The organism is Virgibacillus byunsanensis (assembly GCF_042675965.1).
GTDB lineage: Bacteria > Bacillota > Bacilli > Bacillales > Amphibacillaceae > Virgibacillus_R > Virgibacillus_R byunsanensis.
Window position 1 is genome coordinate 470,722 of the sequence record NZ_JBHTKJ010000007.1, and the last position, 13,398, is coordinate 484,119.

Below are 13,398 nucleotides of genomic sequence, written 5' to 3' on the forward strand. Positions count from 1 at the left end.
TCTTATAGATAAGAACAACTGAGGCTTGGTGATAAGCCGAGTTTTCTAATATTAGTTTTATTCACCTTTCCACTTCTATCTTTGATAAAATATTAAAAAGAGTCAAAATTCAGAGGAGTTGGTAATGTGAAGGTGAAGTCAGCTGTGTTACGGGAATTAGGACTTGAAACCCCATATGCGAAAAGTCGTCCTATCAAAATCGAAACGTTGGACTTGGATGCTCCAAAACAAGGTGAAGTTTTAATTAAAATAAAGTCTGCTAGTCTCTGTCATTCAGATTTATCTGTCGTTAATGGTAGTAGACCAAGGGCGCTACCGATGGCATTAGGTCATGAGGCATCTGGTGTTGTGGAGGAAGTCGGTGAAAGTGTTACAGGCCTAAAGCCCGGGGATCATATTGTGTGTGTGTTTGTACCGAGTTGCGGTCACTGTTTACCATGTAAAGAAGGTCGTCCTGCTTTATGTGAAACAGCAGCAAAAACGAATACGGCTGGAACATTACTTGGTGGTGAAAAAAGATTGCACGCAGGTGAGGAATCTATCAACCATCATTTAGGAGTATCTGCTTTTTCAGAATATGCAGTTGTATCAAGGAATTCATTAATAAAAGTACCCAAAGATATAGCCTTTGAAGAGTTAGCCCTGTTTGGATGTGCTGTCATAACGGGTGTCGGTGCAGTGGTAAATACGGCATCTATTAAATTAGGCAGTACAGTGGCAATTGTTGGACTAGGTGGTGTTGGATTAAGTGCGCTGATTGGTGCGGTAGCAGCTGGTGCTGGTAAAGTAGTAGCAGTGGATATTAATGAGACGAAATTACAACAGGCAGGAGAATTAGGAGCAACGGAGACATTCAACTCCATGGATAAAGATGTTATAGAGCAAATCCGCAATACCACAGGAGGCGGACTTGATTACGTATTTGAAACGGCTGGTGTGGTACCTGCAATGGAAGTCGCCTATGGTATTACCAAACGTGGTGGAACGACTGTTACTACTGGATTACCACATCCTGATCATCATTTTTCTTTTCCTTATGTTAGTTTAACTGCAGAAGAAAAAAGTTTAAAAGGATCCTATGTCGGCAGCTGTGTTCCTGAGAGGGACATCCCGAGGTTTATTAATTTATATAAACAGGGAAGATTGCAGATCGACAAACTCACCACAGAAATTATTTCGTTAGATCAAATCAATGAAGGGTTTGACAAGCTAGGTAAAGGAAAATCTTCCCGGATTATTATTAATTTTTAGGTAGGTGGAACGTTATGTACAAAAAAATAATTGAGCCCCGAGTGTCTGAAACTGATGGAGTCGGTCACATCAATAATACGACATTACCAATTTGGTTCGAGGCTGCGAGAAACCCAATTTTTAAATTATTCACACCAGATGATTCATTTGAAAATTGGCGAATGATTATACTGAACATCAATATTGACTATGTGAGTCAAGTTTATTTTGGAATTGATGTGGAAGTATGCACGTGGGTGAAGAAATTAGGGAATTCAAGTTTGGAATTATATGAGGAAATCCGTCAAAACGGTAATCTTTGTGCCAAGGGAAAAGCGGTATATGTGAATTATCATACGGGTAACCAAAAATCTGAACTGATTCCAGATCATATCAGAAAGGAACTGGAAAAGCATTTATATGAAGAGACTCCTGAACCAGGGGAATAATACGTCATTTCTACGGATAACACATGGGATAACAGAGCGTTATTCGATGTGCTATTTATCTTGTAAAACTATAAGGTTTCTATTACTATAAAAAGAAAGAGAAGAATGACTATTCGGAAATATTAAATAAATGGAAACATTTTAAGGAGGCGGACATTATCGATTTTAATTGGTCTGTCAATTGAAAAAATTAAAACTGTTTCAGAAATAATAGAAGAACTTCACGTTTCCTACTCAAATGCTACAATAAATAGTAAATAAAAATACGGTAAGCAGGATGTGACAGTAATGCTCGAAGAATATGGTTTAAAACTTATCAAGCTTGATCTTCCCTTTAGGCTAAATCATGTGAATTGTTTTATTGCTGAGGGAGAAAATGGTTGGAAAGTAATCGACACAGGGTTGAATAACACTCCAACGAGAAGAAGATGGGAACAGGAACTGGTAGGGAAAAAGGTATCAGATATTATCGTTACACATTACCACCCAGATCATTATGGTTACGCGGGAGCACTGCAAGAAAAAACAAGTGCATGTGTCTCCATGACTAAGGTTGATTCAGATGCAGGATCAAATGCCTGGCAAGAGAATACCATTAATAACCTATCAGATAACTATATGTTAGCAGATATCCCTGAAGATATAGCGACTAAAATGATAGTTAACACAAAGGAATTTGTATCTTCTGTTACACCATACCCTACAGTGGGTCACTACTTAGAAGAACGTGAAAAGTTTCCGATTGGCAAGTATGAATATGAAGTAATCTTCACACCTGGACACTCGGATGGTCTGGTAAGTTTTTATAATAAAGAGAAAAACATGCTATTATCCACCGATCATATTTTACCTAAGATCACACCAAATATATCTTACTGGTTTCATGGCGATCCCAATCCATTGGGTACTTACTTGCAATCATTGGATAAAATAAGAAAACTGGATGCTGATTTTGTCGTCCCTTCTCATGGAAACCCATTTTATGGAGCTAATAAAAGAATTGATGAGATAAGATCGCATCATGACGATAGATTGGCGCATACTTTGGAGTTAGTCCGTGGAAGTAGTACGGTGTATGAGGTTTGTCAAAAGTTATTTAAAAAAGAACTTACGATTCATGAGACAAGGTTTGCTATCGGTGAAACGATTGCACATCTCGAATATTTAGTTGCAAGGGGAGAATGTAAAAAAGAGACGGTAAACGGGAAATATTTATATACTATTTAACTATGGATTGCATAAAAAAGGAACCAGTTTAATTAGGTTCCTTATTTGTATATATGCACTTATTTTCGTATGTTGCATTTTTGACATGATAATATTTGGCTAATAAATATTCTTTATACCGGACTTAAACTTTGGGACTCGAGAATTTTTTATCTTTTTCGCATTGACTATATTTGACTTGTTATCTCTTCTTTTCCGGCAAAATTCCTCACTTCTTGCAATAATTCAACTCATAGAATAAATAACTCCCAAATTCCATAAAATAATGGCAAATACTAATAAACCCTTACCATCATTACGTTATACATTTATTTTTATCTAATTTATAATGTTACCTAGTCTGCATTCTTTGGAGGATTTACTACATGAGTTGGTATTTGATTTATTTTATTATTTATTTTGGATTTCTATTTGGAATGGGGTTTTGGTATTTTTTCCGGGTGAAAAGTTCTGATGATTACTTGATTGCTGGCTGGAGCATGGGTTTCTGGCCAATCGTGGGAACGATTATCAGTACTTTTTGTGGTGCCGCAGTTTTTATCGGTTGGGTTGGAATGGGATTCACGATCGGTATGTCAGGATTTTTTAAATTTGCATTGCCCGCGTACATATTTACACTGATTTTGATCGTGTTATTTGCAAAACCACTACGTCGACAGAAGTTATATACATTAGCTGATTTATTCAGTGAGCGTTTTGGTAGTAAGATTGGGATATTCCCTTCTATCTTATCTGCATTTATTTATTCAGTTCCGACGCTTGCACTTCAGATTGTTGGAATGTCAACGGTTTTTACATTAGCATTTGATATGTCATTTAACGCAGGAATTATTATGGCATTTGCGCTTATTTTAGGATTTACGATTTTAGGAGGGCTGCCTGCAACCATCATAACGGATGCGATCCAATCCATTATTTTAGTGATTGGAATTATTGCGCTCTTTATAGCAAGTATTGTATACGGTGGAGGGTTGAAAGAAATTTTAGCTTCGACTCCAACTGATTATTTAACACCATTTGGACAAGAAGGTGTGGCAGCAGTATTAATCTATGCGTTGTCTGTCGGACCGTTTTATTTAATATGGCAATCAACGTGGCAACGGATTTTTGCCTCAAAATCGGAAGAGGTCGCGACAAAAGCTGGGGTTACTGCTGTTATTATTGCAACGTTAATTTCAATTTTGCCATATTCAATCGGCGTTATAGCTCGTGGATATGTACCTGCAGATATTAATCCGGATCTGATTTTTTCTTATGTCACAGTTGAATTATTGCCATCTGCATTAGGTGGGATTATTCTTGTTGGTTTATTGTCAGCACTTATGACGGGGGCAGACTCATTTATTTTGCAAGGAAGTTCGAATTTAACGAAAGATTTATATGCGAGATTAATCAGGCCTGATGCTAGTGAACGTCAAATGATGCGGGTATCACGCTTAAGTGTTGTCATAATTGCAGTATTAGGATTGATTGTAGCGTATAATATTACGAACATTATTGATATGTATCAATGGGCGCTTCGTTTATCTGCAGTTACACTTGTTTTTCCGTTCTTAGCCGTTATGTTTTGGAAACGTGTAACAGCCATTGGAGGATTATCATCGATGATTGTAGCAGCAGTATTAACGATAATTTGGCCATTTTTAAATACGCCAGTTGATGAAACTATTGTCGGTTTTTCTGCATCATTAATAATAATGGTAGTGGTAAGCTTATTCACTGGTCATTCGAATAATGAAAAAGTGAATGCGATATATTACGAAGACTTTAAAAAGCAGAAGAACGATGTCCATGAGAGGGGTTAGAAGAGATTGGATTATGATAAAATCATCTATAATGGAAATATTCTTACACTAGAGGATAACCGAACAGCAAAAGCAGTAGGACTTACAAATGGAACCATTACGAAGGTGTGGTTTGATGAAGCATTGCCATACCTAAAAGCGCACCAATGGCTTGATTTAAAGGGACGTACATTAATTCCGGGTTTTATCGACACACATAATCATTTATTTATGTATGCACGACAAAAACAACAATTAAATTGTTCGACACCTCCTAATAAAGCAATTGACGATATATTGGATATTGTAAAACGAGAGATAGAAGGCAAATCTGCTGAAGATTGGATTGTAGGAGCCGGTTACGATAATACGAAACTTAAAGAGAATCGTCATCTTACCCGACGTGAGTTGGACGATGTTGCGCCAAATCATCCTGTATTTATTCGCCATATTTCCGGGCATCTTGCGGTAGTCAATTCGAAAGCTTTGGAGATTTGTGAGGTTACCGAGGATATCGAAAATCCTTCAGGGGGACATTTTGGTCGTGATGAAAATGGCCAGTTGGATGGAGTGTTATATGAACTACCTGTTTTAGAACGTGTCATGCATCTAATGCCTATGCCTACATTGAATGAACTTGTAGACCAGCTAGAAGCGGCTTCGTATGATTATCTGAAAGAGGGAATTACGACGAGCACGGATGCTGCAGTTGGGTTAGATATGGGTTTGGATGAGTACCGTGCACATATGAAAGCTGTTCGTACTCAAAAGAACCCACTAAACATGCGCTATATGATCATGCATCACTTGTTTGATAACGTTGGTGCATTTGCTGGTATGGATGCTAAAGCCATTGATAAGCAAATTCGAAATGATTCCGGCGGTCGTGGTGTTTTAGACAGTGTGAAGCTTTTTCAGGATGGATCTATTCAGGGGCGTACTGCTGCATTAAGGGATGGTTACCATGGGGAGGAAGATTTTAATGGTGAACTTATTCATTCCCAGGAAACGTTAAATACCCACTTCGAACGGTTTCACAACGAAGGATTTCGAATTACCACACATGGAAATGGGGATCTTGCAATAGCGTCGATTATAGAAGGCTATGCAAATGCATTGGATAAAAAACCTAATGACAATCATCTACACCGGATTGAACATTTGCAGACTGCAAGAAAACAGGATTTAGAAGCGATGCAAAAATACGGTATTGCTACATCACTATTTATTAATCATGTCTATTACTGGGGTGATGATCACCGGGATATATTCCTTGGACCTGATCGTGGTGCCAAACTAGATCCAATTGCAAGTGTCGCTGATCACGGAATAATATATACCCTACATTCCGATTGTCCAATCACACCTATTTCACCACTGTTCTCTGTATGGGCTGCGGCAAATCGAATTACGCGTGATGGCCATGTACTAGGTGAGGAGGAAAAGGTATCCGTTTTGGAAGCTTTAAAATCTATGACTATTTATGGTGCAAAACTGAATGGAACAGAAGATGTTAATGGAACCATAAAAGAGGGAAAGCGGGCTGATTTCGCAGTACTCGATCGAAATCCACTTGAAGTAGATCCATTAGAAGTGAAGGATATTAAGGTAGAGATTACCATGATCGGTGGAGAAGTTTTGTTTGAACGTAATTTTTAATTTTATAAGATAGTGTTAAAGAGACTATGTAAAGCCGATAATGGTTTTGCATAGTTTTTTTGTGTGTTAGAAAAATTTATTAACAATGTATGCCATGTCCAGTTCCGACGTACAGGACAAGAAATGCTTTGACAGCGAAACATCGTACGAAAAAAAGCGAACTTCTTTTTCGAGGACGTACTAGTGCCGATGACACCACAGGATAAGGAAACCTCCCTTGAAAAGCATCCGCACGCAGAAAAAGTGCTTTTCTTTTTCAAGGATGTGGCGAACTTAGCCTGTAAGGGTACTTACGCTTTTGTTCTGTGAACACAACTGCAAGCGCTACCATAAAAAACTCTATTTATTATTCAAAAAATTGTTGATTTCTGATACTTCTGTAATGTATAATTATAAATAATTTCATAAAGAGGTATTATATTAGGTGTTTAGTATATTAAATGGGTAATATTGTATCGTTTTATCATTTTATACAAACTAATAAAACTGTTTAAGTATCTTAAAACAGAAGTGAGGTGAATGTATGGAATATGAAATTGATGATTTGGACAGGAAGATTATTCAGAAATTGTCCGTTGATGGCCGTATGTCTTTCAGGCAAATGGCAGAGGAGATAAACGTAACGGAGAAGACCATTCGCATTCGATATAACAACCTAATCGACAGCAATACATTAGAGGTCGTTGGTGTTGTTAATCCAATTGCACTTGGATTGAAGGCGGGTGCCATCATCCAAATTAAACTCCAGCCAAACTCGGTTAATGAAGTAATTGAGGAACTGCAGAAAATTCATGAGGTTCGCTACATTACATTAACTTCAGGGGAATTCCCGCTTCTCGTACAAATTAATGTTTCGGATCATGATGAAATTACTAATACCGTTTTGAAGGTTACCGAACTCCCGCACGTAACTGGTATTAATACAATTGTACAAATGCGAATTTATAAAAATACATTTCAGTACATATAAATAAGGAGTTGTGGAGATGGACGAGCTAGTAAAACAGTTGACGGAACTAAATGGTCCGAGTGGCTATGAACAAAATATAGCCTATTTTATGGAGGCATACGTTAAAGAAAAAGTAGATCATGTACATATCGATCCTATGGGAAATGTCATTGCCAGGAAAAAGGGAACGAAACCGGGTCCTGTAACTCTTTTAACTGCTCATATGGATGAGGTTGGTTTTATTGTTAAAAAGATAGAAGATAATGGACTGATCCGCTTTGAAAAATTGGGCGGGCATGATGAACGTATTCTCCTTGCACAGGAAGTGAAAGTGCTGGGATCTGACAAAGAAATTGATGGGGTGATTGGTACCTTAGGCGCCCATTATGTGAAATTTGATGATCCCAAGAAAGTTCGCAAGTATACCCAATTATATATTGACGTGGGGGCAAGTTCCAAACAAGAGGTAGAGGATCTTGGGATTGAAGTTGGCACACCTGTTACATGGTCTACTACAAGTAAGTTGATTGGGCCAAAAGAAAATCAAATGATGGTAGGTAAGGCGCTTGATGATCGTGCTGGATGTGCTGTCCTGCTTACTGCTTTGAACGAACTACAGAATATGGAATTTGCTGGTGAAGTGGTATTTCTCTTTGCGGTTCAGGAGGAAGTTGGTTTAAGAGGAGCACAGGTAGCCATTAAGCCACTACAAGTGGATGTAGCCCTGGCAATAGATGCAACTGTTGTAAGTGATACACCAGAGGAAACAATGGATCAAAGCTTGGAACTAGGGGCAGGAACAGGGATAAAGGTAATGGATGCAAGTCTTATTGTTCAAAAGTCAGTAAAGGATTATTTAAAAAATATAGCTAAACAATCATCCATCCATTATCAATTGGAGATTTTTAATGGAATAGGTACGGATGGTGGGGCAGTGGCACTTGCCGACAAAGGAATACCCACTGGTGTTTTATCGATTCCATCACGAAACGCGCACTCACCAGTGGAGATGATTAACATGAAAGACTTACATGCGACAAAGGAATTGGTAAAAGCATTTGTTTTAACTATGGAAGAAGATCTACAATTTAAATTTTAAGAAAACTAGGCTTATCGCTAAGCCTGAATGGCGAAAGCCTAAGTTGCACTTATCTACTAAAAATATTGTCAAATCAACACAGACATACAAAACTTATCAACATGGAGGGCATATGATGAATAGAAAAAAATGGTCACTACTACTAACACTTGTTTTTGCAATGAGTATTTTCCTAGCTGCTTGTGGAGGAGATGAAAACTCGGAAGAAAGTGGAGAAGATGGAGATTCCACTTCTGAGCAAGTTCTAAATGTAAACATTAAATCAGAACCACCAGCATTAAATCCTGGACAAGCAACTGATACAACATCTGCTGCTGTACTGGATCAAATTTTTGAAGGTTTAACACGAGTTAATCAAAATGGTGAAGTAGAAAAAGCTATGGCTGAGGATTATGAAATTTCTGAGGACCAAAAGACATATACGTTCACAATTCGTGAAGATGCTACATGGTCAAATGGGGATCCAGTAACTGCACAGGACTTCGAATACGCATGGAAATGGATACTGGACCCAGAAAGTCCAGATACTGACTTTGCTTACTATTTAAACCCAATAAAGAATGCAGAGCAGGCTAAATTAGGAGAGGTTTCTCTTGATGAAGTTGGGGTTACAGCGGAAGATGATCAAACTTTAGTAGTTGAACTAGAGCAACCTACTCCATACTTCCTTGAACTAACAGCATTTTTCAGTTTTTATCCTGTTAATCATAATGTGGTGGAGAATGCTGAGGACTGGGCGCAGGACAAAACAGAAAACTATGTTACAAATGGACCGTTTACAATGGAGTCATGGAAGCATAAGGACCAAATCGTATTAAAGAAAAACCCTGATTATTGGGATGCAGAAACAGTACAACTTGAAACGATTAATATGTACATGATTGATGATGAAAATACAGAACTACAAATGTATGAAAATGGTGAACTTGACTGGGCTGGTTCGCCAACAGGTGACTTACCATTATCGGCAATATCTTCTCTTAAAGAAGAAGGTAGCTTAAACATTTCTTCATTAGCAGGTGTTTACTATTATATCTTCAATACAGAAGAAGAGCCTTTTACAAATAAAAATATTCGTAAGGCATTTGCACTTTCCATTAATCGTGAAGGAATCATTCAAAACATTACCAAAGCTGAACAACAGCCCGCTACTGCATTAGTACCATCGTCCATTTTTGAAGAGAATAAAGAGGGATACTTCAAAGATAACGACGTAGAATCAGCTAAAGAATATTTACAGAAAGGTTTGGAAGAAGAAGGGTTGGATGAATTACCAACCATTAAATTATCCTATAATACGAGTGAGGCACATGCTTCGATTGCACAAGCAATCCAGGACATGTGGAAAGAAAACCTTGATGTCGATGTAGAACTTCATAATGAAGAGTGGAATGTCTATCTTGACTCTATGAGTGAAGGTAACTTCCAAATGGGGCGCATGGGTTGGTTAGGTACCATTAATGATGCAAGTAACTTCTTGGATATTTTTGAAACAGCTGACGGAAATAACTATTCGAGATGGGAAGATGAAGAGTATGCAAATCTTCTAGAAGAAGCAAGAACAGAAACAGACGAAGCAGAACGCAGAAAAATATTACGTGATGCAGAACAAGTCTTTATGGATGCAATGCCTATTGCTCCAATCTACTTCTACACAAACGTGTGGGTTAACAAAGACTACGTGAAAGATATCAGTGTATCATCACTTGGTGGAATTCAATATAAGTGGGGTTATATTGAAGGAAAGTAAAAATTAAGCATTTAGAAGAAGAGGTAGCCATTGGGTTACCTCTTTTCACGTTTGATTTAAAGGAAATTAAATTAATACATTTTAGTGCAATTTTAGGTCTTGTTACCATGAAAAGAACTGTTCATCGTGTTACAATTACGTTATTGACTGCGAGGTGAACTTTTTGGAAAATTCTACTGCACAAACACAACAGGATAAACCTTCCTTCTTCGCTGACTTAAAATCGCTTTTTAAAGGAATTGTACTAATTTCTAACGTGTTACCTGTCTTTACTGGATTTTGGTTGGCACTTCATTATACAAATTCCTCTTTTATAACGCATTGGGATGTACTTTTATTAACGTTAACTGGAAGCACGCTTATCATGGCTGGAGCACTTCTTCTAAATAATTGGTACGATGTCGACATTGATACCATCATGTTGCGGACTCAGAAAAGGCCGACTGTAACAGGAAGTATTTCACTGAAGACGGTGCTGTTCATGGGGATTGGACTTAGTATATTAGGACTTATTTTACTTCTTTTTACCACAATGGAAGCGGCATTATATGCATTCTTAGGCTGGTTTGTATACGTTGTATTGTATACGATGTGGTCTAAGCGAAGATATACATGGAATACGATCATTGGAAGTGTATCTGGGGCTGTTACGCCTTTAATTGGGTGGGCTGCCGTTGATTCTCTAAACCATGTTGTTCCAATTGTATTGTTTATCATTCTATTGATTTGGCAGATGCCACATACATTTGCCATTGCTATAAAGAAATGTGAAGAATATAAAGCTGCAGGTGTCGCGATGCTACCAGTTGTTCATGGCTTTGGGGTTACCAAACGTCATAGCGTGATCTACATCGCTTGCTTACTACCGTTGCCATTTTTATTAACATCGTTGGGTGTGACCTTTATTACGATAGCTACCTTATTGAATGTTGGCTGGTTGGTACTGGGAGTGAGTGGATTCTATACGAAGAATGATTTTAAGTGGGCACATCGTATATTTATCTATTCACTATTTTACTTGATGACCTTATTTTTCGGAATGATTTTAATAACGTCGACGTAACGAAGGTGAATTCATATTGACATCTACTAGCTTCCTCTATATAATATATCAAGTGAAATGATTATATATTTCTGTTAAATAACGGGAGAGGTTCTTAGCTTTTAACCCTCTATAAAAAACTAAGGACAGATGATGCGATTACAAACCATGTGCCTTTAGGCTATGGTTTTTCTTTTTTTTTAAGGCTGCTTTCGCACGCATTATTGCTTTTTTACCTTCATAGTTGATGTATAATGCGACATAACGCTTGATTGATTTCTATAAGTTGTGCTATTGCCGCCGTCCGGAATCGCTCCGGGAGGATGCTTTCCGCGGGCACGGTCTCAGCCTCCTCGAGAAAACCACTCTGCGGGGTCTTCGAACACGTGCTGTTCCCGCAGGAGTCACCTCCCTTCGCTCACCATGACTGGTAAAGCTGCATTATAAGTGTTTTCTCGCTACGCTGCTATTAAATTATCAGATAGCACTATATTAGCAGCCGGAATACACGAAGACTCCTTGAACATACAGACCAATTTTCTGCGTGCGATGTAACGCTGCCGGAGCTTTCCTTGTCCTGCAGGAGGATAGGCATAGGTGAGATTCTAAAAATGCGTTAGCATGAAGAAGCTCACCAGCCGCGCGCGAAAAGCGAAGTGTATTTCCAGAGCGAATAACAGCACCACCATCATCTCAAGTTACGTCGCATTATATATCTATTCTCTCAAAAGCAACAATCTTTACGAAAACAGCCTTTTTTTAAAAAACATTTTAAGTAAGGAGGTATTCAAATGGCAGGAAGGCGAGATGAAGATCTAACTGATATAACGCTACTAGGAAGCCAAGGAACGACTTATGCTTTCGACTACACACCAGAAGTATTAGAAGCATTTGATAATCAGCATCCTAACAGAGATTATTTTGTGAAATTAAACTGTCCAGAGTTTACGACATTGTGCCCAAAAACGGGTCAGCCTGATTTTGGAGCTGTTTATATTAGTTATATACCTGATGTGAAAATGGTAGAGAGTAAGTCCTTAAAACTCTATTTGTTTAGCTTCAGAAATCATGGTGATTTCCATGAGGATAGTATGAACATTATTATGAACGATTTAATCGAACTAATGGATCCACGTTATATTGAAGTGTTGGGTAAATTTACACCGCGCGGAGGTATTTCGATTGATCCTTATTGTAACTATGGAAAGCCAGGAACAAAATTTGAGCAAATGGCTGAGAATCGTTTGATGAATCATGATTTGTATCCTGAAAAAATTGATAATCGCTAAATTGATCTTGAGGGTATAGCTTTGTTCCTTTTCTAGGAGAAGGAAGAGGATTAGTATGTTTATCTATTTAAATGCATTATTTGTAGGACTTTTATTATTAGCTAATATTTTAGGAGTTAAATTATTTAGTATCGGGGAATTTATATTACCAGCAGCGGTAATTGTTTATGTGGTAACGTATTTAATTACAGATGTGATTGGTGAGGTTTACGGTAAGGACGCTGCAAGAAAGACAGTTCAAGCTGGTTTTGTAACACAGGTAATTGCATTAATTTTTGTGTTTATTGCCATTCAGCTTCCTGCTGCACCAGTGTTTGAATCTCAAGCACAATTCGAGGAAATCCTTGGTGGAAGTTTTCGCGTGATCGTTGCTAGTTTAATTTCCTATATAGCCAGTCAGAACCTTGATGTGACCATCTTCCATAAATTGAAAGCAAAACATGGTGAGAAAAAGCTTTGGTTACGTAACAATGTATCAACGATGACTAGTCAGTTGATCGATACGACCATTTTTATAACCATCGCCTTTTGGGGAATGGTTCCTACTGGCATTTTACTTGGAATGATTGTAACACAATATGTATTTAAGCTTTGTATTGCATTGATTGATACACCAATTGCTTACTTGTTGGTGAATGTTGGAAAAAAGTATAGCAGTAAAGAAATATAGTAAAAAACCGGGAGGTGCTTGTCACTTCCCGTTTCGGTTAAAGCACAAAATATAATATATCAAGCATTTTAGCAGTCCAATTATCACAAAATTGGACTGTTTGTTTTTATTTGAATTCAAAAATATCTCACAAACGGTACGATTGCACAAGAAGGGCTGTTGCTTCTTGTGTAAACGAGGGAAATATAGACGAACGAATTTTAAGCGGACATCAGCGCCCTTATTTGTGTCGAAAGTAGTGATTTTTAAG

The 13,398-nt window shown here is 37.8% G+C and carries 11 protein-coding genes and 1 riboswitch; all 11 genes read left to right on the forward strand.

Going from position 1 to position 13,398, the window contains the following annotated elements; all coding sequences use genetic code 11:
• Positions 1–126 precede the first annotated feature (126 nt).
• Positions 127–1,251: a zinc-dependent alcohol dehydrogenase family protein gene (locus ACFQ3N_RS03865; protein WP_390359698.1), complete on the forward strand. Its 1,125-nt coding sequence runs from the start codon at positions 127–129 to the stop codon at positions 1,249–1,251.
• 14 nt (positions 1,252–1,265) lie between these two features.
• The gene (locus ACFQ3N_RS03870; RefSeq protein WP_390359700.1) at positions 1,266–1,679 is read left to right on the forward strand and encodes an acyl-CoA thioesterase; all 414 of its coding nucleotides are present in this window, start codon (positions 1,266–1,268) and stop codon (positions 1,677–1,679) included.
• Between the two features lie 288 nt (positions 1,680–1,967).
• A complete protein-coding gene (locus ACFQ3N_RS03875; RefSeq protein ID WP_390359702.1) occupies positions 1,968–2,906 on the forward strand; it encodes an MBL fold metallo-hydrolase in 939 nt (312 codons plus the stop codon).
• Between the two features lie 365 nt (positions 2,907–3,271).
• Positions 3,272–4,711 (forward strand): sodium:solute symporter family protein, encoded by a 1,440-nt coding sequence (locus ACFQ3N_RS03880; RefSeq protein WP_390359704.1) that lies wholly within the window; start codon positions 3,272–3,274, stop codon positions 4,709–4,711.
• Positions 4,712–4,717: 6 nt separating this feature from the next.
• Positions 4,718–6,349, forward strand: a complete 1,632-nt coding sequence (locus ACFQ3N_RS03885; protein ID WP_390359706.1) for an amidohydrolase — start codon at positions 4,718–4,720, stop codon at positions 6,347–6,349.
• Positions 6,350–6,872: 523 nt separating this feature from the next.
• Positions 6,873–7,319, forward strand: coding sequence for an Lrp/AsnC family transcriptional regulator (locus ACFQ3N_RS03890; RefSeq protein WP_390359708.1), 447 nt, complete (start codon positions 6,873–6,875; stop codon positions 7,317–7,319).
• Between the two features lie 16 nt (positions 7,320–7,335).
• The gene (locus ACFQ3N_RS03895) at positions 7,336–8,397 is read left to right on the forward strand and encodes a M42 family metallopeptidase (RefSeq protein WP_390359710.1); all 1,062 of its coding nucleotides are present in this window, start codon (positions 7,336–7,338) and stop codon (positions 8,395–8,397) included.
• Positions 8,398–8,512: 115 nt separating this feature from the next.
• Complete coding sequence (locus ACFQ3N_RS03900; protein ID WP_390359712.1) at positions 8,513–10,147, forward strand: peptide ABC transporter substrate-binding protein; 1,635 nt, start codon at positions 8,513–8,515, stop codon at positions 10,145–10,147.
• 163 nt (positions 10,148–10,310) lie between these two features.
• The gene (cyoE, locus tag ACFQ3N_RS03905; RefSeq protein ID WP_390359714.1) at positions 10,311–11,210 is read left to right on the forward strand and encodes a heme o synthase; all 900 of its coding nucleotides are present in this window, start codon (positions 10,311–10,313) and stop codon (positions 11,208–11,210) included.
• Between the two features lie 81 nt (positions 11,211–11,291).
• A riboswitch (PreQ1 riboswitch) is annotated at positions 11,292–11,339 on the forward strand.
• Positions 11,340–11,980: 641 nt separating this feature from the next.
• Entirely contained in the window at positions 11,981–12,478 is a 498-nt protein-coding gene (gene queF / locus ACFQ3N_RS03910; RefSeq protein WP_390359716.1) for a preQ(1) synthase, read from the forward strand.
• Positions 12,479–12,533: 55 nt separating this feature from the next.
• Positions 12,534–13,148 (forward strand): queuosine precursor transporter, encoded by a 615-nt coding sequence (locus tag ACFQ3N_RS03915; RefSeq protein WP_390359718.1) that lies wholly within the window; start codon positions 12,534–12,536, stop codon positions 13,146–13,148.
• Positions 13,149–13,398 lie beyond the last annotated feature (250 nt).